At 74.2% G+C, this 21,463-nt stretch carries 17 protein-coding genes; 4 read left to right on the forward strand and 13 right to left on the reverse strand.

Annotated elements, in window-relative coordinates; translation table 11 throughout:
- Nucleotides 1–455: MFS transporter (locus tag IDM29_RS02985; RefSeq protein WP_188037187.1), on the forward strand; the 455-nt coding region annotated here is incomplete at its 5' end.
- 7 nt (nt 456–462) lie between these two features.
- Here the strand turns inward: IDM29_RS02985 and IDM29_RS02990 are convergent.
- Together IDM29_RS02990 and IDM29_RS02995 are read right to left on the reverse strand one after the other, a co-directional pair.
- Nucleotides 463–1,227, reverse strand: a complete 765-nt coding sequence (locus IDM29_RS02990; protein ID WP_255491714.1) for a glycosyltransferase — start codon at nt 1,225–1,227, stop codon at nt 463–465.
- Nucleotides 1,228–1,379: 152 nt separating this feature from the next.
- On the reverse strand, nt 1,380–2,219 hold the full coding sequence (locus tag IDM29_RS02995) for a DUF5926 family protein (protein WP_188037188.1): 840 nt from the start codon (nt 2,217–2,219) through the stop codon (nt 1,380–1,382).
- A gap of 71 nt (nt 2,220–2,290) precedes the next feature.
- On the opposite strand from IDM29_RS02995, the gene pgm reads away from it, so the two are divergent.
- Complete coding sequence (gene pgm / locus IDM29_RS03000; RefSeq protein ID WP_188037189.1) at nt 2,291–4,006, forward strand: phosphoglucomutase (alpha-D-glucose-1,6-bisphosphate-dependent); 1,716 nt, start codon at nt 2,291–2,293, stop codon at nt 4,004–4,006.
- Nucleotides 4,007–4,030: 24 nt separating this feature from the next.
- On the opposite strand, the gene IDM29_RS03005 is transcribed toward pgm, so the two are convergent.
- Complete coding sequence (locus IDM29_RS03005) at nt 4,031–6,676, reverse strand: EAL domain-containing protein (protein ID WP_188037190.1); 2,646 nt, start codon at nt 6,674–6,676, stop codon at nt 4,031–4,033.
- 136 nt (nt 6,677–6,812) lie between these two features.
- Here IDM29_RS03005 and IDM29_RS03010 point away from each other — a divergent pair, with 136 nt between their 5' ends.
- Nucleotides 6,813–8,039: an MFS transporter gene (locus IDM29_RS03010; RefSeq protein WP_182112741.1), complete on the forward strand. Its 1,227-nt coding sequence runs from the start codon at nt 6,813–6,815 to the stop codon at nt 8,037–8,039.
- Nucleotides 8,040–8,051: 12 nt separating this feature from the next.
- On the opposite strand, the gene IDM29_RS03015 is transcribed toward IDM29_RS03010, so the two are convergent.
- From IDM29_RS03015 to IDM29_RS03040, 6 genes are all read right to left on the reverse strand, one after another.
- Nucleotides 8,052–10,418, reverse strand: coding sequence for an excinuclease ABC subunit UvrA (locus IDM29_RS03015; protein WP_188037191.1), 2,367 nt, complete (start codon nt 10,416–10,418; stop codon nt 8,052–8,054).
- 78 nt (nt 10,419–10,496) lie between these two features.
- Entirely contained in the window at nt 10,497–11,585 is a 1,089-nt protein-coding gene (locus tag IDM29_RS03020) for a VIT1/CCC1 family protein (protein ID WP_182112739.1), read from the reverse strand.
- Entirely contained in the window at nt 11,582–12,547 is a 966-nt protein-coding gene (locus IDM29_RS03025; protein WP_188037192.1) for a methylenetetrahydrofolate reductase, read from the reverse strand. Before IDM29_RS03025 ends, IDM29_RS03020 begins: the two co-directional genes overlap by 4 nt.
- A 22-nt stretch (nt 12,548–12,569) precedes the next feature.
- Nucleotides 12,570–13,589 carry a LacI family DNA-binding transcriptional regulator gene (locus IDM29_RS03030; protein ID WP_182113973.1) on the reverse strand — a complete coding sequence of 340 codons (1,020 nt, stop codon included), beginning with the start codon at nt 13,587–13,589 and terminating at the stop codon, nt 12,570–12,572.
- Between the two features lie 44 nt (nt 13,590–13,633).
- Nucleotides 13,634–14,614, reverse strand: a complete 981-nt coding sequence (locus tag IDM29_RS03035; RefSeq protein WP_188037193.1) for a TIGR03557 family F420-dependent LLM class oxidoreductase — start codon at nt 14,612–14,614, stop codon at nt 13,634–13,636.
- Between the two features lie 303 nt (nt 14,615–14,917).
- Nucleotides 14,918–16,033, reverse strand: coding sequence for a Gfo/Idh/MocA family protein (locus IDM29_RS03040; RefSeq protein ID WP_182112736.1), 1,116 nt, complete (start codon nt 16,031–16,033; stop codon nt 14,918–14,920).
- 177 nt (nt 16,034–16,210) lie between these two features.
- Between IDM29_RS03040 and IDM29_RS03045 the strand changes: the two genes are divergently transcribed.
- Nucleotides 16,211–17,188: an FKBP-type peptidyl-prolyl cis-trans isomerase gene (locus IDM29_RS03045; protein ID WP_182112735.1), complete on the forward strand. Its 978-nt coding sequence runs from the start codon at nt 16,211–16,213 to the stop codon at nt 17,186–17,188.
- Between the two features lie 2 nt (nt 17,189–17,190).
- Here IDM29_RS03045 and IDM29_RS03050 read toward each other — a convergent pair whose 3' ends face one another.
- From IDM29_RS03050 to IDM29_RS03065, 4 genes are read right to left on the reverse strand one after another with little or no spacing between them, the layout of a single operon-like run.
- Nucleotides 17,191–18,201 carry a glycoside hydrolase family 43 protein gene (locus IDM29_RS03050; RefSeq protein WP_255491713.1) on the reverse strand — a complete coding sequence of 337 codons (1,011 nt, stop codon included), beginning with the start codon at nt 18,199–18,201 and terminating at the stop codon, nt 17,191–17,193.
- Between the two features lie 5 nt (nt 18,202–18,206).
- On the reverse strand, nt 18,207–19,106 hold the full coding sequence (locus tag IDM29_RS03055; protein WP_182112733.1) for a carbohydrate ABC transporter permease: 900 nt from the start codon (nt 19,104–19,106) through the stop codon (nt 18,207–18,209).
- Nucleotides 19,103–20,068: a carbohydrate ABC transporter permease gene (locus IDM29_RS03060; RefSeq protein WP_220457996.1), complete on the reverse strand. Its 966-nt coding sequence runs from the start codon at nt 20,066–20,068 to the stop codon at nt 19,103–19,105. The genes IDM29_RS03055 and IDM29_RS03060 overlap by 4 nt, the downstream gene beginning before the upstream one ends.
- Before the next feature lies 1 nt (nt 20,069).
- Complete coding sequence (locus tag IDM29_RS03065; RefSeq protein WP_182112732.1) at nt 20,070–21,395, reverse strand: ABC transporter substrate-binding protein; 1,326 nt, start codon at nt 21,393–21,395, stop codon at nt 20,070–20,072.
- Nucleotides 21,396–21,463: the final 68 nt, after the last annotated feature.

The following is a 21,463-nucleotide window of genomic DNA, read 5'->3' on the forward strand; positions in this document are numbered from 1 at the left end:
GCCGCCTCGGCGTGGGTCGGCTCCTCGTCGCCCTCCGGGCCGGCACGGGCCTGGCGTGGGCGGTGATGGCGCTCGCGCCCGCGGCGCTGCCCGCGTCGGGGGACGGCGGCGCGTGGGGCGGCGGGGCGGCCTGGGCCGTCTTCGCCGCGGGTCAGCTGCTGCTGGGCGTGTGCATGGGGGCGGAGAACCCCAACGAGATGGCCTACCGCCAGACGGTGACCCCGGACCGGCTGCAGGGCCGGATGAACACCACCATGCGGTCGATCAACCGCGCCGCGATCGTCGTGGCGGCGCCGCTCGGCGGGCTGCTCGGCGACGCGGCCGGCTACCCGACCGCGCTGCTGGTCGCCGCCGGCGTCGTCCTCCTCACCGCAGGCGCGATGGCGGCGAGCCGCCTGCGCGGCGCCCACCTCGACGACGAGCACGCCACCGCGGACTCCCCCGGGCCCGGCTGACGCGACGTCAGCGGCGGCGGGCCACCTTGCGTGCGACCCCGCGGACCCGGCGCGCGTTCACGGCCAGCAGCACGTCCCGGTACTGGGCCGCGCGGTGCATCTGCCCGCGCAGGTCCGTGCCGGAGGCGCGGTGGCGCAGGTCGCAGGGCACCTCGACGGCGACGAAGCCCTTCGAGAGCAGGTCGATCGTCATGCCGGTCTCGACACCCCAGCCCCGCGCGAGCGGCGTCGCGGCCTCGAAGGCCTCACGGGTCAGGCAGCGCATCCCCGACAGCGGCTGCGTGGGCGTCCACCCGGTCATCGCCTGGATCGAGCGGCGCGCGAGGCCGACGACGATCCCCCGGCCGCCCGCACCCGGCTGCGGCGGCAGCAGCGCGATCGCGACGTCGGCCGCACCCTCGAGCACGGGCGGCACGAGCGGTGCGGCGTTGACCGCCGACTCGCCCAGGTCGCCGTCGAGGAACAGCAGGAGGCGCGCCGGCCGGTCGTCCGTGTCGCGCATCGCGACGACGGCGGCGCCCGTCTCCATGGCCGCGGCCTTGCCCCGGTTGTGGGAGTGCCTGACGACGACGGCGCCGGCCTCGCGCGCGACGTGCTGGGTCGCGTCCTCGCTGCCGTCGTCGACCACCAGGACGAGGTCGACGTGCGGGATGGCTCGCGCGGCTCGGACGGTCGCGGCGATGCGGCGCGACTCGTCCTTCGCGGGGATCACGACCGCGACCCGCTGCTTGGGGGCGGTCGACGCCTGGTCGCCGCGACGTCTGGCTGGCACGGGCACCACCCTAACGAGATATCCGGGCGCGCGTCATCGCCGACCCATCGCCGACCCAGTGCCGGGTCAAGCGCCGGTCATCCTCGCAGGGAGGAACGGCGTGCGCACGCCGACGCACGCCGTGCGTCAGCCGCGTCAGCCTGCCGGGCCCGTCAGCGCAGCGTCAGCTGGCGCGCCACGAGCCCGGCGCGCGCGCGGCGCTCGTTCGCGTCCAGGGGCCCCGTGACGGCGAGCGCCTCGGCCAGGCGCTCGCCCAGGCGCTCGGCCGGCTCCTCGACCTCCTCGGCCTCCGTGCCGGGGGCAAGATCCCAGACGGGCACGAGGATGCCGCAGGAGCGGAAGGCGCCGATGAACTTGCCGAGGGAGCCGTCGTCGCCCAGGCCCGAGCGGCGCTGCGCGTGCAGGCGTGCGAGCGCGTCGAGGAAGTCCTGCTCGTCGTGCGGCATCGCCCACCGCAGGTACTCCCGGTCCCCCATGCGCGCCCAGTAGGCCGCGTCGACGGAGGTGAGGCGCCGGGTGGGGACCACCGTCTCGTTCATGCGCTCGAGCGAGGCGAGGACGTCGGGGGTGAGCTCGGCGTCGGCCGAGGTCCAGTAGTCGAAGCCGTCGTGCACGGTGACCTCGAACGGGACCGAGAGGTCGAGGACGTCCTGGAGGCGCGGCCCGGGCTCGGGCAGGGGGGCGGACGTGATCGGCGTGCCGGCGGGCAGCTCGAGCGCGCGCAGGAGCAGGTCGGCGAGGTCGCGCGACGCGTCCCCCGAGCCGGCGTGCTGCTGCAGCGCGATCATGATCGTGCCGTCGCCGCGGTGCAGCGCGGGCCAGGCCATCGGCAGGACCGTCGTCACGACGACGTCGCGGGCGCCGTACTCCTTCGTGGTCCGGGCGGTGGCGGTGGCGGCGGGCACCACCTCGCGCATCGCCACCCAGTCCGGCTCCCCGGGAAGCCCCTCGAAGGGACGCAGCACGAACTCGACGGTCGCTCTCCTGGCCATGGCGCACGAGCCTACCGGCCGCTCGCGCGCACCCCGTGCGCCGAGCGTGCGCTCGGTGCGAGGATCGGGCCATGCACCCCCGCGCCGGAACGCCCGCCCTGCCCGAGGACCTCATCGACACCGACGCCGTCGTCGGCGCGTACTACGACCTGATCCCCGACGTGCACGACCCGGCCCAGCAGGTCGTGTTCGGCACGTCCGGCCACCGCGGCTCGAGCCTGGACGCGGCCTTCAACGAGGCGCACATCATCGCCATCACGACGGCGATCGTGGAGTACCGGCGCAGCCAGGGCACCGACGGCCCGCTCTTCCTCGGGCGCGACACGCACGCCCTGTCCCTCCCGGCGTGGCAGACGGCGCTCGAGGTGCTCGCCGCCGCCGACGTCGAGGTGCACGTCGACGCGCGCAACGGCTTCACGCCGACGCCCGCCGTCTCGCACGCGATCCTGCTGCACAACGGCGCCGGCACGGCCCAGGGCGTGCGGACCGTGGGCGGCGCCGCGGGCGCCGGCGCCACGGGAGGCACGGGCCTGGCCGACGGCATCGTCGTCACGCCGTCGCACAACCCGCCGCGCGACGGCGGCTTCAAGTACAACCCGCCGCACGGCGGACCGGCGGGGTCGGACGCCACCGGGTGGATCGCCGACCGCGCCAACGAGCTGCTGCGCTCGGGCCTGGCCGGCGCGCGCCGCGTCAGCCTCGAGCAGGCGCTGGCGGCCCCGACCACGCGCAAGCACGACTTCATGTCCGCGTACGTCGCGGACCTGCCCAACGTGCTCGACATCGACCTGATCCGCGCGAGCGGCGTGCGCATCGGCGCCGACCCGCTGGGCGGCGCCGCGGTCGAGTACTGGGGCGAGATCGCCGAGCGCCACGGGCTCGACCTCACCGTGGTCAACCCCGCGGTCGACCCCCGGTGGGCGTTCATGACGCTCGACTGGGACGGCAAGATCCGGATGGACTGCTCCTCCCCGTCGGCGATGGCCTCGCTCGTCGAGGGCATGCGGCCGGCCGCCGACGGCACGACGGCGTTCGACGTCGCCACGGGCAACGACGCCGACGCCGACCGGCACGGCATCGTCACGCCCGACGGCGGCCTGATGAACCCCAACCACTACCTGGCCGTCGCGATCAGCTACCTCTACGGCGGTGCGCGCCCCGGCTGGGCGCCGGATGCGGCCATCGGCAAGACGCTCGTCTCCTCGGCGCTGATCGACCGGGTCGCGGCCGACCTCGGCCGGCGCCTGCTCGAGGTCCCGGTCGGGTTCAAGTGGTTCGTGCCCGGCCTGCTGGACGGCTCGGTCGGCTTCGGCGGCGAGGAGTCCGCCGGTGCGTCGTTCCTGCGGCACGACGGCACGGTCTGGACCACGGACAAGGACGGCATCCTCCTCGCGCTCCTCGCGGGCGAGATCACGGCGCGCACCGGGCGCTCGCCGTCCCAGCTGCACGCGGAGCTGGTCGAGCGGCACGGGCAGTCCTGGTACGCGCGGGTCGACGCGCCCGCGACGCGCGAGCAGAAGGCCGCGCTGGGGTCGCTCCGGCCCGAGCAGGTGACGGCCTCGACGCTCGCCGGCGAGGAGATCACCGGGCGCCTGGTCGAGGCGCCCGGCAACGGCGCGCCGATCGGCGGCCTCAAGGTCACCACGGCGAACGCCTGGTTCGCCGCGCGTCCGTCGGGCACGGAGGACGTCTACAAGGTCTACGCCGAGTCGTTCGTCTCGCAGGAGCACCTCACGCAGGTCCAGGCCGCGGCCCAGGAGCTGGTGACGCAGACGCTCGCGGGCTGAGGCGCCCGGCGTCGGGCGCGCGCCTCAGCGCAGGACGGCGCCGCGCAGCCGCTCGTGGAAGACGTCCGCGGGCACCGGTCGCGACCACAGGAACCCCTGCCCGGCCGTGCACCCGAGCATCTGGAGCGCCTGCGCCTGCTCCTGGGTCTCGACGCCCTCGGCGACCAGCGCGAGGCCGAGCGAGTCGGTCAGGCGCACCAGGGTCGTGACGATCGCCTGGCTGCGCACGTCGTCGAGCATGCCGGCGACGAAGCGCTGGTCGACCTTCACCATCGAGATGGGCAGCTCGATGATCCGCGTCAGCGGGCTGTAGCCGGTCCCGAAGTCGTCCGCGGCCAGCCCGATGCCCGCGCGTCGCAGGGTCGCGAGGTCCGCGAGCAGCGCCTCGCTGACCGTGTCGAGCTGGGTCTCGGTGAACTCGAGCACGAGCCGCGCGGGCGGCAGACCGGTCTCCGCCAGGACGCGGTGGACGTCGGCCACGAACCCCGGCACCTCGAGCTGCCGGGCCGAGACGTTGACGTGGACGGCGGGGGTGACCTCGGCGACGCTCTGGGGCCACGCGGCGGCGAGCTCGCACGAGCGGCGCAGGATCCACGCGCCGAGCTCGGGCATCAGCCCGCAGGCCTCGGCGACGTCGAGCCACGCGCCCGGTTCGAGCAGCCCGCGCTCCGGGTGGCGCCAGCGCACCAGCGCCTCGGCCGCGACCGTGGCGCCGTCGCGCAGGTCCACGACGGGCTGGAGGTACATCTCGAGCTGGCCCAGCTCGAGAGCACGCCGCAGCTCCGCCTCGACGCGCACGGCGCGGACGGCGCGCGCCCGGTGCTCGTCCGAGAACGTCACCGCGCGGCGCTTGCCGCCCGCCTTCGCCGCGTACATGGCGGCGTCGGCGTCGCGCAGCAGGTCGTCGGCGCTCGCCCCGGGACCGCCCCAGGCGATGCCGATGCTCACGCCCACCGTGAAGCCGTGACCGCCCACGACGATCGGTGCCGAGAGGCCCGCCAGCACGGCCGACGCGAGCTGCTCGACGTCGGCGCGGTCGCGCGCGCACCGCCGCAGCACCACGAACTCGTCGCCCCCGAGGCGTGCCGCGAGGTCGTCCGGGCCCAGGAGGGTGCGCAGGCGCTCCGCCACCCGGACCAGCACGCGGTCGCCCTCCGTGTGCCCGGCCGAGTCGTTGACGTCCTTGAAGTCGTCCAGGTCGCAGAACAGCACGGCGACGCCCGGGCCGCCGTCCGCCTCGTCCGGCGGCAGGGCGGCGACCGCCGCGTCGATCTCGCCGTGCAGCCGGGAGCGGTTGGCCAGCCCGGTCAGGCTGTCGCGCTGCGCCTGGGCGGTGAGCCGCTCCTCGGCCGCGCGGCGGGCTGTGACGTCGACCATCTGCGCGACGAACAGGTTCTCGCCCGCGCTGGCCGCCAGCGGCGACAGCGCGACGTCGACCCACAGGTCCCCCGCGGGCGTCGCGACGGCGACCTCACCGTGCCAGCCCTCGCTGGTCCCGGCCAGCATCTCCCGCACGCGTGCCGCGAGCTCGTGCCGGTCGGGCTCGGCGAGCAGGGCCGTCCACGGCGCCCCGACCAGGGCCGCGGGGTCGCCGGCGAGCATGCGCGCGGCGACGTCGTTGAGCTGCACGACGTCGAGCCCACCCTCGGCGTGCGCCCCCTCGCCGGGGCCGTGGGCGCCGTCGCACAGGCGGAGCATCGCCATGCCCACGAGCGAGTCGCGGAAGCCCTGGCGGAACAGCCGCTCGCTGGCCTCGCTGCGTGCGAGCGCCGCGCGCCGCTGCGCGATCGACACGGCCAGCGGCAGCGTCACCAGGGCGCAGCACACCAGGTACGCCTGGACCAGGGACGCCGTGGCGGTGCTCGTCGCCCCGAACTCGGCGGCGAACGGACCGCCGTCGAAGCGGCTGAACGAGGTGACGAGCAGCGCGACGACGATGAGCTCGACGCTGACCACCTTGACGCCGAAGCGCAGGGCGCCCCAGACGAGCAGGGGCATCGTGAGGAACGAGACGGGCAGCCCCTGGCCGGGGCGGAAGATCACGACGATCGCCACGCAGACCGCGGCGAGCTGGGCCGCGGCCTCGAGCCGGCCGGCGCGTCCGGTGCCGCCCGGCGCGCGCATGCCGAGCGGCAGGGTGAGCAGGAGGGCGGCCCCGTGGCTCGCCACCACGGTGCGGGCGGTGACGAGGAACCCGGCGCCGTCCGCGAGCAGCTGCGTCAGCCCCGCCCCGACGCCCATGACGAGGACGCCGGCCGCCGTCGCGCCGACCAGCCGGAAGAGGTCGTCGAGCGTGGCCAGGCGCGGCCTGCCACGGCGCGTGAGCAGGGCGGCCACGACGGCGCTCTCGAGCGCGTTGCTCGCGCCGTAGCCCAGCGCCACGTGCCACGGGCGCCCCACCGCCAGGTTCGCGAGCGCGCTCATGATGACGACGGACGCCACGACGACGGCCCGCCGGTCCCGCGGTGCCCACATCAGGGCGATCGTGGCGAGGCCGGCCGCGGGCCACCAGGCGGCGACGCCGTTGTCCGGCGGCGCGAGGACGACCGCGAGGTAGGAGAGGCCGAAGACGCCCGCCGCGATGGTCAGGACTCCCAGCGGGCCGTAGGCGACATCCGGGGCGAGCAGCCGGCGTCCCGGGCGAAGGCGACGCGACGCAGGCCGGAACACGGCGCTCCCTCCCCGAGCACGCATCGTCGCGGCCGGCGGGGCGCGCGACTGGCTGGATCTTCCCACGGGCGGGGTGGCGGTCGCGCGGAGTCGACCGGGTGAACGTCGCGGTCCGTCGGGCTGGGAGAATGACGTCATGCTCCAGCCGTACCGCGCGATCCTCGCGCGCCCCGGGGCCGCCGCGTTCTCCGCGGCCGGCGCCATCGCCAGGCTCCCGATGTCGATGGTCGGGATCGGCATCGTCCTCATGGTCTCCGAGGTCTACGGGTCCTACGGCCTCGCGGGCCGGATCTCCGCGGTCCAGGTGATCACGCACGCCCTGTGCTCGCCCCAGCTCTCGCGCCTCGTCGACCGCTTCGGTCAGGCCCGCGTCATGCGCCCGGCGCTCGTGGTCACCGCGGTCGGCATCGTCGGCCTCATCGTGCCGACGCTCCTCGAGGCCTCGCCCCTGTACCTGTACGCCGCGGCCGTGGTCACCGGTGCCGCGGGCGGCTCGGTCGGGGCGCTCGTCCGGGCCCGCTGGTCGCACCTGCTCCAGGACCCGCGCGAGATCCACTCCGCGTACTCGCTCGAGTCCGCCCTCGACGAGCTGGTGTTCATCGTCGGGCCCGTGCTCGCCACGGTCCTGGCGACGTCGGTCAGCCCCGTCGCAGGGCTGGTGGTGCCCGTGGTCGCCGTCCTGGTCGGCGGCACGTGGTTCTTCTCGCAGCGCGCCACCGAGCCGCCGGTCGTCGTGCGCGAGGAGGGCGTGCACCACCCGTTCGTGCTGCGCTCGGGCGGCATGGTGGTGCTCGCCGTGGTGTTCGTGTTCATGGGCGCGATCTTCGGCGCCACCGACGTCGCCACGGTCGCCTTCGCCGAGGAGCAGGGCAACAAGGGCGCGGCCGGCCTCATCCTCGCGGTGTTCGCGGCGGGCTCGCTGCTCGCGGGGCTCGGCTACGGCGCACGGCACTGGACCAGCCCGCTGTGGCGCCGGTTCGCGATCGGCATGGTCGCCCTGGCGGTGGGCGTGACCCTGTTCTTCTTCGTGACGAACCTCGCGGTCCTCGCCGCGGTGATGTTCGTCGTCGGCCTGACGATCGCGCCGACCATCATCAACGGCAACGCCCTGGTCCAGCAGCTGGTCCCGCGCGGTCAGCTCACCGAGGGCCTGACCTGGGTCGGGACCGCCCTGGGCGTCGGCGTCTCCTTCGGCTCGTCGATCGCCGGCGCCCGGATCGACGCCGCCGGCAGCCACGCCGGGTTCCTCGTGGTCGTGGTCTCCGGTGGCCTGGCCGTGGTCGCCGTGCTCGCCGCGAGCGGCACCCTGCGCCGGGGCGAGGCCCGCTACGTGGCCCGGACCGCGGCGAGCGCGACGGACTGAGGGACCGGGGCCTCAGGCCCCGACGTACGCGGCGAGGTGCTGACCGGTGAGCGTGGACCGGGCGGCCACGAGGTCGGCCGGCGTGCCCTCGAAGACCACCCGGCCCCCGTCGTGCCCGGCGCCCGGGCCGACGTCGACGATCCAGTCGGCGTGCGCCATGACCGCCTGGTGGTGCTCGATGACGACGACGGAGGTACCCGCGTCGACCAGGCGGTCGAGCAGGGCGAGGAGTTGCTCGACGTCGGCGAGGTGCAGCCCGCTGGTCGGCTCGTCCAGGACGTAGACGCCGCCCTGCTCCGCCATGCGCGTCGCGAGCTTGAGGCGCTGGCGCTCGCCACCGGAGAGCGTCGTGAGCGGCTGGCCGAGCGTGACGTAGCCCAGGCCGACGTCGTCCAGGCGCCGCAGGACCGCGTGCGCGGCCGGCGTGCGCGCGTCGCCCTCCGCGAAGAAGGCCTCGGCCTCGCGCACGGACATGGCGAGGACCTCGCTGATGTTGCGCCCGCCGAGGCGGTACTCCAGGACGGCCGCCTGGAACCGCCTGCCCTCGCACTCCTCGCAGGTCGCCGCGACGCCGGCCATCATGCCGAGGTCCGTGTAGATGACGCCCGCGCCGTTGCACACCGGGCAGGCGCCCTCGGAGTTCGCGCTGAAGAGCGCGGGCTTGACGCCGTTCGCCTTGGCGAAGGCCTTGCGGATCGGCTCCAGCAGGCCCGTGTAGGTCGCCGGGTTGCTGCGGCGCGAGCCCTTGATGGGGGTCTGGTCGACCGACACCACCCCGGCGCCCGGTGGCATCGAGCCGTGGACGAGCGAGCTCTTGCCCGAGCCCGCGACGCCCGTGACGACGCACAGCACGCCGAGCGGGACGTCGACGTCGACGCCCTTGAGGTTGTGGGTCGTCGCGCCGCGGATCTCGATCGCGCCCGTCGGCGTGCGCACCTGCGCCTTGAGCGAGGCACGGTCGTCCAGGTGACGTCCCGTCAGCGTGCCGCTCGCCCGCAGTCCCTCGAGCGTGCCCTCGTAGCAGATGGTCCCGCCGGCCGAGCCGGCGCCGGGCCCCAGGTCGACGACGCGGTCGGCGATCGCGATCGTCTCGGGCTTGTGCTCGACCACCAGCACGGTGTTGCCCTTGTCGCGCAGCTGGAGCAGGAGCGCGTTCATGCGCTCGATGTCGTGCGGGTGCAGGCCCGCCGTCGGCTCGTCGAAGACGTAGGTGACGTCCGTGAGGGACGAGCCGAGGTGGCGGATCATCTTGGTGCGCTGCGCCTCGCCGCCGGAGAGCGTGCCGGCGGGGCGGTCGAGCGAGAGGTAGCCGAGGCCGATCTCGGCGAACGCGTCGAACAGGTGCTGCAGGCCCGCGAGCAGCGGGGCGACCGAGGGCTCGTCGAGGTCGCGCACCCACTGGGCGAGGTCGCTGATCTGCATCGCGCACAGGTCGGCGATGTTCTTGCCGCGGATGCGTGAGGACCGCGCCTCGGGGCTCAGCCGGGTGCCGTCGCAGTCCGGGCACGTCGTGAAGGTCACGGCGCGCTCGACGAAGGCGCGGATGTGCGGCTGCATCGCCTCGACGTCCTTGGCGAGCAAGGACTTGCGGATCTTGGGGATGAGGCCCTCGTAGGTGAGGTTGATGCCCTCGACCTTGATCTTGGTCGGCTCCTTGTGGAGCAGGTCGTCGAGCTCGCGCCGGGAGTACTCGCGGATCGGCTTGTCCGGGTCGAACAGGCCGCTGCCGGCGAAGATGCGGCCGTACCAGCCGTCCGCGCTGTAGCCCGGGATCGTGAACGGTCCCTCGTTGAGCGACTTGGCGTCGTCGTACAGGGCGGTGAGGTCGATGTCCGTGACCGATCCCATGCCCTCGCAGCGCGGGCACATGCCGCCGAGCTGGTGGAACGTCGCCTTCTGCGCGCGCGGCTGCCCGGACCCGCGCTCCACGGTGATCGCGCCGCTGCCCCGCACGGACGGCACGTTGAACGAGTATGCGTTGGGCGAGCCGATGTGCGGGTCACCGAGCCGGCTGAACAGGATGCGCAGCAGCGCGTTGGCGTCCGTGGCGGTGCCGACCGTCGAGCGGGGGTTCGCGCCCATCCGCTCCTGGTCGACGATGATCGCCGTCGTGAGGCCGTCCATGAGGTCGACCTCGGGCCGCGCCAGCGAGGGCATGAACCCCTGCACGAAGGCGCTGTACGTCTCGTTGATGAGGCGCTGCGACTCCGCCGCGATGGTGCCGAACACGAGCGAGCTCTTGCCCGAGCCGGAGACGCCCGTGAAGACCGTGAGGCGCCGCTTGGGGATCTCCAGGCTCACGTCGCGCAGGTTGTTGGTGCGCGCCCCCTCGACGCGGATGAGGTCGTGCGTGTCGGCCACGTGCGGGTCCGGACCCATGGTGCCTCCTCGGCGACGAGGGTCACACGCTAGCGAGCGGGCGGCCTGGGGGTCGAGGAGGACGGGCGTCGCCGGGCCTCAGCCGACGGTCGTCCCGAACGCCGCGCCGAGCGCGTACGTCACCGCCGCGGCGCCCGCCCCGATCGCGAGCTGGCGCAGCGCGCGCCGGACGGGCGGCCCGCCGGAGATGAGGCCGACGACGGCACCCGTCCCGAGCAGGGCGACGCCCACCGCGACCATCGCGGCGACCAGCGCCGTCGTGCCCTCGAGCCCGAGGAGGTAGGGGATGACGGGCACGGCGGCGCCCGACGCGAAGAACCCGAAGCTCGACAGGGCCGCGCCGACGTCCGAGCCGACGACCTCGCGGTGGTCCGTCGCCGGGTGGTCGGCGTGGAACTCGGTGCTGGCGGGCCCGACGAGGGCGATGTCGGCGAGCACGTCGTCGGCACGCTGCTGAGCCTGCTCGGGCGTCATGCCCCGCGCGCGGTAGACGAGGGCCAGCTCGTTGGCGTCCACGTCGAGGTGGGGCAGCGCGCGGCCCGCCTCGGCGCTCGGGGTCGAGGCCGCGAGCAGCTCGCGCTGGGAGCGGACCGAGATGTACTCCCCCGCACCCATCGACAGCGCACCGGCGAGCAGGCCGGCGAGTCCGGTGACGAGGATGGTCGCCTGGCTCGTGCCCGCGGCGGCGACGCCGATGACGAGGGCGAGGTTCGACACCAGTCCGTCGTTGGCGCCGAAGACGGCCGCGCGGAAGGTGCCCGAGAGGCGGTTGCGACCGCGCGCGGCGAGCGACCGGACCACCTCCGCGTGGATCCGCTCGTCCGCCGCCATGGTCGGGGTGGCGTCCAGGTCGCGCTCGTAGGTCGCGCGCGCCTCGGCGCGCTGCGCGAGCGCGAGGACGAAGACCGAGCCGAACCGGCGCGCGAGCCAGGCGAGGACCCGGAACCGCACGTCGCCCCGGCGCGGGGGCCCGACCTGGGCGCCGAGCAGCTCCTCCCAGTGGGCCGCGTGCCGCCCCTCGGCCTCCGCGAGCGCCAGCAGGATCTCACGCTCCTCGCCCGTCCGCCGCGCCGCGAGCTCGCGGTAGACGGCGGCCTCGGCACGCTCGTCGGCCAGGTGGCCCCGCCAGCGCCGCAGGTCCGCGGCGGACGGTTCGCGCGCCGTCACGGGACCAGCCCGGCCGGGGCGAGGGTCGTCCCCGTCTCGCCGGGCGTCCGCAGGCCGACGTCGGCCAGCAGGTCGAGCGCGGCCCGGTGCTGGTTGAACGTGTACAGGTGCAGCCCGGGCGCCCCGGCGTCGAGGACGCCGCGCGCGAGCTCGGCGCCCAGCGCGCGCCCGATGGCGGTGCGCGCCTCGGGGTCCTGCTCGGCCTCGAGCGCCGCGAGGACGCGGGCGGGCACGGTCACGCCGCTGACCTCCTCGAGCCGGCGCAGGCGCCGGGGGTCCGTCAGGGGCACGACGCCGGGCAGCAGCGGCAGGCTCACGCCGGCCGCGCGGGCGGCATCGACGTAGGCGAGGTAGTGCTCGACCTCGAAGAACACCTGGGTGATCGCATAGTCGGCGCCCGCGTCCTGCTTCGCACGCAGCGCCACGAGGTCGCCGCACGACGCGGCCTCGGACGTCAGCAGCGCGGTGGGGTTGCCCGCGACGGCGATGCTGAGCCGGTCGTCACCGTGCAGCTCCAGCTCGACCGTGCGGAGCAGCTCGACCAGCTGGCTCGCCCGCGTGAGGCCGTGCGGGTCGGGCGTCCAGCCCTCGACGCCGGCGGGCGGGTCGCCGCGCAGCGCCAGGAAGTCGCGCACGCCCAGGGCGACCAGCTGCTGGGCGACCTCGCGCACCTCCCCGGGCGGGCTGCCCAGGCAGGTGAGGTGCGCGACCACGGGCACGTCGGTGCTCTCCAGGACGTGCCGGACGACGTCGCGCGAGCTGTCGCGCGACGAGCCGGACGCGCCGTAGGTGACCGACAGGAAGTCGGGCCGGGCGGCGGCGAGGTGCTCGATCGTCGTCCGCAGGGTCCCCGCGGACGCCTCGCTGCGCGGTGGGTACAGCTCGAACGAGACGGTGGGCCCGGGCCGGGCGAAGCGCTCGGGCAGGCCCGCGGGGCGGGGGGCACCGACGGCGCGGTTCATGCGTGCTCCATCAGGTGGCACTCTACGGCGCGGGCGTGGCGGGCGGCGCGGTGCTCTCACGGACCACGAGGTGGACGTCGAGGTCCATCCGGGTGGTGCGAGGGTTCGCCCCGTTCGCCAGCTCGAGGACGAGCCGGGTCGCGGCGTCGGCCATCTCGACGAGCGGCTGGTGGACCGTCGTCAGCGACGGCGCGATCCAGCTCGCGACGGGCAGGTCGTCGTACCCCACCACCGAGACGTCGCGCGGCACGTCCAGGCCGAGGTCGCGGGCGGCGCGCAGCACGCCCAGCGCCTGCAGGTCGCTGCCGGCGAAGACCGCCGTCGGCCGGTCGGGAAGGCTCAGCAGGGCGCGGCCCTGCTCGTACCCGCCGTGCACGTAGAAGTCGCCGTTGCGGATGAGCTCCTCGTCGACGGCGAGCCCGCCGGTCACGAGCGCGTCCCGGTAGCCGGCGATGCGCGCGCGGCTCGCCAGGGTCTCCGTGGGGCCGCCGACGACGGCGATGCGCCGGTGGCCCAGGCCGATGAGGTGGCGGGTCGCCACGAGCCCGCCCGTCCAGTTCGCGGAGCCGATCGACGGAACGCCGCCCTGCTCCTCGCCCACGGGGTCGAGGACGACGAACGGGATCGCGCGCGCCTCGAGCTGGGCGCGCTGGTCGTGGTCGAGGTCGGAGAACACGAGGATGACGCCGACGGGGCGGCGCGCCAGCACGCTGTCGAGCCACTCCTGACGGGGCGTGCGGTGGCCGCCGCACTCGGACAGGACCACCTCGACGCCGGTCTCGCGCGCGACGCGCTCGACGCCCTGGATGATCTCGAGCGCCCAGGGGCCGCCGAGCTCGTGGAAGACCAGGTCGAGCAGGCGGGGACCGTGCGGCGTCGTCGACCGGCGGCGCTGGTAGCCGTGCTCCTTGATGACCTGCTCGACGCGGGCCCGCGTCTGGCTCGCGACGTCGGCGCGGCCGTTGAGCACCTTCGAGACCGTCGGGACCGAGACGCCCGCCTCGGCGGCGATCTGCGAGATGGTCGTGCGTCGGCTGTCGATGACCGTCGCCTCCTCGTACCCGCTCGCGGCTCCGAGGCGTGACTCTACCCAGCGGCGCTGCGCAGCTTGTCCAGCAGCGGACCGGCCGCCTGCTCGAGGAACTCGTCCTGCTTCTCCTCGCCCACCTGGACCAGGGCGAGGTCGGTGAAGCCGGCCTCCCAGAACGCCGACGCGGCCTCGACGATCGCGTCGAGGTCCGGGCCGCACGGGATGGACGCCGCGACGTCCTCCGGGCGCACGAACTGCGACGCGCCCTCGAACGCCTCCGTCGTCGGCAGGTCGGCGTTGACCTTCCAGCCGCCGCCGAACCACCGGAACTGGTCGTGCGCGCGCGCCGTCGCTGCCTCGACGTCGGGGTCCCACGAGATCGGGATCTGGCCGATCTTCCGGGACGCGCCCGCGCCGTGCTCCTCGCGCACCTCGTCCCACCGCCGCAGGACCTTCGCCTCCGGCTCCGTGGTCACGAGGTGGTCGGCGAGCGGCGCGAACCGCTCGACGGACACGGCCCCCGAGACGGCGACGCCGATCTCGACCGGCGTCTCGGGCCGGTCCCACAGCACCGCCTGGTCCACCCGGAAGTGCTCGCCGTCGAAGGTGAGCCGTTCGCCGTCGAGGAGCAGCCGGATGATCTCGACGGCCTCCTCGAGCATGTCGTGGCGTTCGCCGACCGCGGGCCACCGCTCCCCGACGACGTGCTCGTTGAGGTTCTCGCCCGCGCCCAGGTTGAGCAGGAAGCGGCCCTCGCTGAGCACGCCGAGCGTCGCGGCCTTCTGGGCGACGACGGCGGGGTGGTACCGGATCGTCGGGCAGGTCACGTAGGTCATCAGCTCGACCCGGCTGGTCGCCTGCGCGACGGCCCCGAGCACCGTCCAGGCGTACGGCGCGTGGCCCTGGCTGTCGAGCCAGGGGAAGTAGTGGTCGCTCGAGACCTCGAAGTCGAACCCGACCCGCTCGGCGTCGACCGCGTGCCGCACCAGGTCCCGCGGCCCGCTCTGCTCCGTCATCAGCGTGTACCCGAATCGCATGGCACCAGGGTCACCCAGGGCGCCGCACCCCGCCCGCCGAACGCCCCCACCGCCCGCCGGCCCACCCCCACCCGCCGCCGGCCCACCCCACCCGCCGCCGCCCACCCCCACCCACCACCGGCCCACCCCCACCCGCCGCCGAGCACGTCCGTTCCGCGCGAGCACGTCCGTTGCGGCGGACGTCCTCACGTCGAACGGACGTGTTCGCGGGAAGGGCTGGGGCTGGGGAATGGGGCGGGGGTGGGCTTGGGCGGGTGGGGCGGGGGTGGGGGTGGGGCGGGGGCGGGGGTGGGGTGGGTGGGGTCAGGACCAGGGGGGTGGCGGGGTGGTGAGGGTGGCGCCGGTGGCAGCCGCCTCCTGGATCGTCAGGGCGACCAGGTGGTCCTGGCTGCCCTCGGCCAGGGGGTAGGGCGGCCCGGCCTCGTCGCGCACCCACGCGCGGCTCCGGTCGAGCAGCTCGGCGACGGCGATGTCGTCGTCGGCGAGGCGGGCGCCCTCGAAGCGGTTGCGGTGGACGACGCGGCCCTCGAACGTCAGGTGCTGCAGGTCGAAGCCGTCCATGTCCTGGCCGACGCCGGACTGCGTGCGCACGATCGGGCTCGTCACGACGGTCGTGGGGTCCACCCAGCGTGTGACGCGGTCGTCCAGCAGCTCGCCGTGGCTGCCGCGGACCAGGAGGCGGTCCACGCGCAGCGGGTTGTGCCACTGGTTGTCGGTGAAGTCGTAGAGCGCACTGCGGCCCCCGCCCCAGTCGAGCGTCGCCAGCACGGTGCTGCGCGAGACGGGCGCCGTCGCCCCCGTCCACCCGGCGCGGTCCTGCGGGTCGACGAGCGGCGCCTCGAGCCGCCGCGCCGTGACGGTCACCGGCTCGTGCCCGACGCCGAGCAGGCGCCGGATGACCGCGACCGCGTGGTACTGGTGCGTGGAGGAGATCTGGACGTGCGTGACCTCGCCGATCGCCCCCTGCCGCAGCACCGCGGCCCGCGCCTGGTGCCCGGGCAGGAACGGGCTGTGCTCGGCGACCTGCACGAGGCCGGACCCGCCGACGCGCGACCACAGGGCCCGCAGTCCGTCGGCGTCGGGGGCCGGCGGAGTCTCGGCGAGCACGGGCACCCCCGCGTCCACGAGGTCGGTGACCACGCCGGGCGTCACCGCCCACGGCACGGAGACGACGACGAGCTCCGGGCGCTGGGCGGCGAGCAGCCCTCCGACCGTGCGGTACGTCGGCACCCCCCAGCGCCGCTCGACCTCGGCGCCGCGCTCGTCGGTGCGCGAGACCGCGCCCACGAGGGTGAACCGTTCCGGCAGGAGCGCCGCCATGCGCCGGAAGAACTCGGCCCGCCAGCCCGTGCCGACGAGGGCGAAGCGCAGCGGGTGGTCGGGCGGGCCCGGGTCGAACGCCGAGGGCTGGATCGTCATGGGCCGATCCTGGCGTGCCCGGGGCGCCCACGCAGGACGCACCCGGCGGGCACCACCCCTTCACACGACTCCCGGGTGCCTCCCAGGTGGACCACGTACGCTTCGACGGTCCGCCTCGCGCGGACCTGCCGCGGGCGCGCTGACGCCGCGCGGAACCCGACGACGAAGGACTCACCCGTGCGCCTGCGCCTGGCCGCCGCTCTCACCCTCACGACCGCTCTCGTGCTCACCGGCTGCTCCGACAGCCCCGAGGAGGCCGAGCCGTCGCCGACGGAGAGCGCGGAGACCGACGCGGTCGACCAGCAGCCGGAGCCGACCGAGGAGGACGTCGCCGCGCTCGAGGCCGTCACCGTCGAGGGCCCGCTGGGCGCCGCGCCGACCCTGACCTTCGAGATGCCGTTCCAGGTCAGCGCGCCGGTCGCGCGCGTCGACGTCGAGGGCGAGGGCGCGCCGCTCGAGGAGGGGCAGCGCCTGACGCTCCAGTCGACGATCGTCTCGGGCGACGACGGCACGGTCCTCGGCTCGACGTGGGAGACCGGCGAGATCCAGACCCTGGTGCTCGGCAGCCCCGAGTACGTCAACGCGATCAACGACGTCTTCGAGGGCCAGAACGTCGGCGTGCGCGTCCTGTTCGCCGCGCCCGGCAGCGAGGCCACCGCCCAGTCCGAGGCCTTCCCCGCGACGCTCATGGCGATCGAGGTCGTCGACGCCGTCGACATCCCGACGCGCGCCTCGGGCGAGGCCGTCGAGCCCGCCGAGGGCCTGCCGACCGTGACGCTGGCCGACGACGGCGAGCCGGACATCGAAGGGCTCGACGAGCTCGAGGAGCCCAGCGAGCTCATCGTGCAGACGCTCATCCAGGGCGAGGGTCCGGCCGTCACCGCCGGGCAGAACCTCACGGTCCAGTACAAGGGCTGGCTGCTCGACGGCACCGTCTTCGACTCGTCCTGGGAGGAGGACCGCCCGCCGTTCGAGACGCAGATCGGCGTCGGCGCGGTCGTCGACGGCTGGGACCAGGGGCTCGTCGGGCAGACCGTCGGCAGCCAGGTCCTCCTGATCGTGCCGCCGAGCCTCGGCTACGGCGACACGGACCGCGGCACCATCCCGGCCGGCTCGACCCTGGTGTTCGTCGTCGACATCCTCGCCGCCGCCTGACGTCAGGGCGTGACGGTGGGCACGCCGTCGGACCACGTCAGCGGGAGCACGTTCATCCCGCGGTAGCCGGTGCCGCCGTACCAGGAGTGGAACACCAGGAGGTCGCTGCCGTCCGGTCCGACAACCACGTCCTGCCCGCCCGGCCCGACGTAGCGGCCGTCGAACGTGTCGGTGGTGAGCAGGGGGTCCTCGGCCTTGGTGTACGGCCCGAGCGCCGACGACGCCGTCGCGTACCCGGTCGCGTAGTTCTCGCCGCCGTAGTCGTTCGCCGAGTAGAGCAGCACGTAGGTGCCGTCCCGCTCGACGAGCGTCGGCGCCTCGACGAGGTCCCCCTCCCACGGCTGGTCCTGCTGGACCAGCCGCACGGGCTCGCCCACCAGGGCGGTGCCGTCGGGGGTGAGCGGCGCGATCTGCAGCCAGGTGTCCAGACCGCAGCAGTTGCCGTCGTTCTTCCACAGCAGGTACGGCGTGCCGTCCGCCGGGTCGACGAACGTCGACGCGTCGATGGCGCCGCCCTCCGCGTCCGGGCAGACGAGCATGCCGTCGCCCACCGGCTCGAACGGGCCCTGCGGGGCGTCGGCGACGGCGACGCCGATGCACTGGACCGAGGGCCGGAAGTTCGTGGCCGTGTAGTACAGGACGAACCGACCGGGCTGGATCTGGGCGACCTCGGGCGCCCAGGTCCGGCCCGGGATGACGTGCGCCGGCAGCTCCGGCAGGGCGTCGTCGAGCGCGGTCCACTCGACGAGGTCCGTCGAGCTGGCGACCCGCACGTTGCGCAGGTTCCCCTCGGTCGCGTACGCGTAGTAGGTGCCGTCGACCTCGAGCACGTCCGGGTCCGGGAAGTCGTCGTCGATGACCGGGTTGGCCGCGTGGGCGGGATCCTCGCCGGGACTGGGCGTCGGCTCCTCCGTCCCGACCGCGTCACCCGGCGAGTCACCCGCCGCGCCGCCGCAGCCGGCGAGCAGGACGAGGCACGCCGCGGCCCCGGCGGCCGCGACGCGACGGCGCACCGCCGTCATCCCTTGAGGCCCGAGCGCGAGACGCCCTCGATGATGAAGCGCTGCAGGAACACGAAGAGCAGCAGCACCGGCACGCTCGCGATGACGGCGCCGGCCATGAGCAGGTCGTAGCGCACGGCGTTGGCGGACTGCAGCGTGGACAGGCCGGCGGGCAGCGTCTGCAGCTCGGGGCTGAAGAGCACGTAGACCGGCCACAGGAAGTCGTTCCAGTTGGTGAGGATCGCCAGCAGCGCCAGCGTCGCGAGCGCGGGCCGCGAGAGCGGCATGACGACGCGCAGGAAGATCTGCACGGGGGTCGCGCCGTCGAGGCGCGCCGCCTCCTCGAGCTCGTCGGGGATGCTGACGAAGAACTGCCGCAGGAAGAAGACGCCGAACGCCGACGCCGCCGTCGGCACGATCACGGCGGCGAGGGTGTTGAGCCAGCCCAGCTCCCCCACGATGAGGTAGTTGGGGATGATGAGGATGACCGGCGGCACGAACAGCGTGGCGATGATCATCCCGAAGACGAGCCCGCGGCCCCGGAACTCCATGCGCGCGAGGGCGTACGCCGCCAGCGCCGCCGTGGTCACGACGATCGCGGCGTTGGCGAGCGCCGCCACGAGGCTGTTGGCGAACCACCGCAGCACGGGGGTGCCCGGCGCGCTGAGGATGGACTCGTACGCCTGCGTCGTGAACGGGTCGGGGATCCACGACGGCGGGATGCCGCCGGCCTCCCCGCGCGTCTTGAACGAGGTCACGATCATGAAGATCAGCGGGCTGACGAAGAGCAGCCCGAGGAGCACGAGCAGGACGTAGCGGACGACGACGCGCGCCCCGCCCCTGCCGCCGGCCTCGGGTCCGCGGGCCTTGCCGGAGGCACCCGCGCGCGCGGGCCGGGCGGCGACGTCGGCGCTCATGACGACTTCCTCTCGCGGAACAGCCAGAAGACGATGACGCTGAGGACCATGAGCGCGGCCGTGAGGACGTAGCTCATCGCGGCCGCCGAGCCCATCTGGTACTGCCGCAGCCCGACCTCGGCGATCTGGTAGATCGCGGTCCGGGTCTCGCGTCCGGGGCCACCCTGCGTGATGAGGTACGACTGCCCGAACATGTTCGCCGAGGCGATGATCGTGATCATGGTGATGAACACGAGGACGGGCCGCAGCCCGGGCACGGTGACGTGGCGGAACTGCTGCCACGCGTTGGCGCCGTCGACGCGGGCGGCCTCGTAGAGCTCGCGTGGGATGTCCTGCAGCGCCGCGAGGTAGATCACGGCGTTGTACCCGAGCGTCCACCAGACGGTGACGCCGACGAGCGCGATCCACGCGGCGGGTGTCGACGTGGTCCACGCGGTGTCGTCCGGCAGGCCGAGCCGGCCCAGGTAGTAGTTGACGAGACCGATGTTGTTGTCGAGGAGGTACCGCCACAGCACCGCGACGACGGCGACGCCGAGCACGTAGGGCGCGAAGTAGACGGCCCGGAACAGGTTGCGCCCGGGGAACTTCGTGTTCATGACCAGGGCCACGACCAGCGGGAGCACGAGCAGGAGGGGCACGCTCCCGACCGTGAAGATGGCGGTCGCCCGCATCGAGTTCCAGAAGTCCTCGAAGGGGATCGAGCCGGGGTCGAAGAGCGCGGCGTAGTTCTCGAGCCCGACGAACGGCTTGCCGGGCAGCGTGTAGTCCCACCGGTGCAGGCTGATCCACGCCCCCAGCACCACCGGCGCGATGACGAACGTGCCGAACAGCAGCAGGTACGGAGCCAGGAAGAACCACGGCGTGGCCTTCCCGTGCTTGGCGACGCCACGCCGCGGCGCCCTGCGGCCGTGCTGCAGGGCGTCCGCGGTGTCCCCGGGCGCCGCGACGCGCGTCGTCGTCACGTCAGCCCCCGAAGCTCTCGGCGTTCTCCGCCATGAGCTCGGTCGCCTGGGACTGCCCCTGCTCCAGGGCGGCACCGGCCTCCGCCTGGCCGAGGACGGCGTCGGCGACGGCCTGCTCCATGGTCTCGGTCGTCACCTGGCCGAGGCCGGGGATCGCGGGCAGGAAGCGGACCTTGTCCAGCAGCGCGGCGATCGGCTCCTGCGCCGTGCCGGCGAGGCCCTCCTCCTGCACCGACTCGCGCGCCGGGATCATCCCGGCCCCGGCCCAGTCGGCCGAGTGCTCGCTCATCCACGCGAGGAAGACCTGCGACGCGGCGAGCTTGTCCTCGTCCTGCGTCGCCTGCTTCGTCATGAAGAACTGGTGGGAGTTGGCCCAGAAGGCCTCCTCGTCGAAGATCGTGGGCACCGGGGCCAGGGCGTAGGGCATGCCCGACTCCTCGAGGTCGTTGATCTGCCAGATGCCGTCCCAGGTGATCGACGTCTCGCCGTTCTTGAACGCGACGTACTGCGAGTCCTGCGCGACGTCGGAAGGGCTGTAGCCCTCGTCGACCATGCCCCGCATCCACTCCAGCGCCTCCACGCCCTCGGCGCCGCCGAAGGTCGCCTCCTCCTCGCCGTAGGCCCCGCCGCCGTTCTGCTGCAGCAACGTGAGGAACATCAGGTGGCCCGGCCAGCGAGCGGGCATCCAGAAGGGCTGCTCGTAGCCCGCGGCCTGGAGCGCGTCGAGCGCCGCCATGAAGGACTCGCCGTCCGTCGGCGGCTCCGTGATGCCGGCGGCGGCGAAGTGCTCGGTGTTGTAGAACATCGCGAGCGAGTGCACGTCAAGCGGGATGCCGTAGCGCTGGTCGTCGTAGATGCCGGCCTGCCAGACCTCCTCGCTGAAGTCGTCCTCGGTGAGCTCCAGCTGCTCGGCGACGGCGTCGAGGGGGACGATGACGTTGCGCGCGGCGTTGGTCGCGAGCTGGTCGAGGTGCATGACGCCGACGTCCGGCCCCTCGCCCGCGTTCACGGCGGCGGGCACGCGCTGGTAGAAGTCGGCCCACTGGATCGTGTTGGGGACGATGGTGATGTTGTCGTGCTCGGCCATGAACTGGTCGACCATCTCCTGCATGAACGGGCCGTCACCGCCCGTGAAGCCGTTCCAGTAGGAGAGCTCGATGTCGGGGCCGGTGTACTCGCCGGTGAACTCGGCGGACTCGCCGTCACCGCCGCCGGCGGCATCCTCCGGCGTCATGCCGCCGCCGCAGGCGGCGAGCACGAGGGCAGCCGAGGCGGTCAGGGCGCCGGCGCCGAGCCGACGTCGACGGGTGGGGGTCGTGGTTCTCATCGTTGAGCTCCTCGTCAGGTCGACCGGCCCGACGCAGCGCCGAGCCGCTCCCGGTAAACCTTGTACCG

The sequence above is a fragment of the Actinotalea sp. JY-7885 genome (assembly GCF_014525465.1).
Taxonomy (GTDB): Bacteria; Actinomycetota; Actinomycetes; order Actinomycetales; family Cellulomonadaceae; genus Actinotalea.

What these genes read in the sequence shown, in the direction of transcription:
- IDM29_RS02995 (WP_188037188.1), bottom strand. Translation starts at nt 2,219, where the DNA reads ATGGCCAGGAGAGCGACCGTCGAGTTCGTGCTGCGTCCCTTCGAGGGG.
- pgm (WP_188037189.1), top strand. Translation starts at nt 2,291, where the DNA reads ATGCACCCCCGCGCCGGAACGCCCGCCCTGCCCGAGGACCTCATCGAC.
- IDM29_RS03010 (WP_182112741.1), top strand. Translation starts at nt 6,813, where the DNA reads ATGCTCCAGCCGTACCGCGCGATCCTCGCGCGCCCCGGGGCCGCCGCG.
- IDM29_RS03015 (WP_188037191.1), bottom strand. Translation starts at nt 10,418, where the DNA reads ATGGGTCCGGACCCGCACGTGGCCGACACGCACGACCTCATCCGCGTC.
- IDM29_RS03025 (WP_188037192.1), bottom strand. Translation starts at nt 12,547, where the DNA reads ATGAACCGCGCCGTCGGTGCCCCCCGCCCCGCGGGCCTGCCCGAGCGC.
- IDM29_RS03035 (WP_188037193.1), bottom strand. Translation starts at nt 14,614, where the DNA reads ATGCGATTCGGGTACACGCTGATGACGGAGCAGAGCGGGCCGCGGGAC.
- IDM29_RS03040 (WP_182112736.1), bottom strand. Translation starts at nt 16,033, where the DNA reads ATGACGATCCAGCCCTCGGCGTTCGACCCGGGCCCGCCCGACCACCCG.
- IDM29_RS03055 (WP_182112733.1), bottom strand. Translation starts at nt 19,106, where the DNA reads ATGAGCGCCGACGTCGCCGCCCGGCCCGCGCGCGCGGGTGCCTCCGGC.
- IDM29_RS03065 (WP_182112732.1), bottom strand. Translation starts at nt 21,395, where the DNA reads ATGAGAACCACGACCCCCACCCGTCGACGTCGGCTCGGCGCCGGCGCC.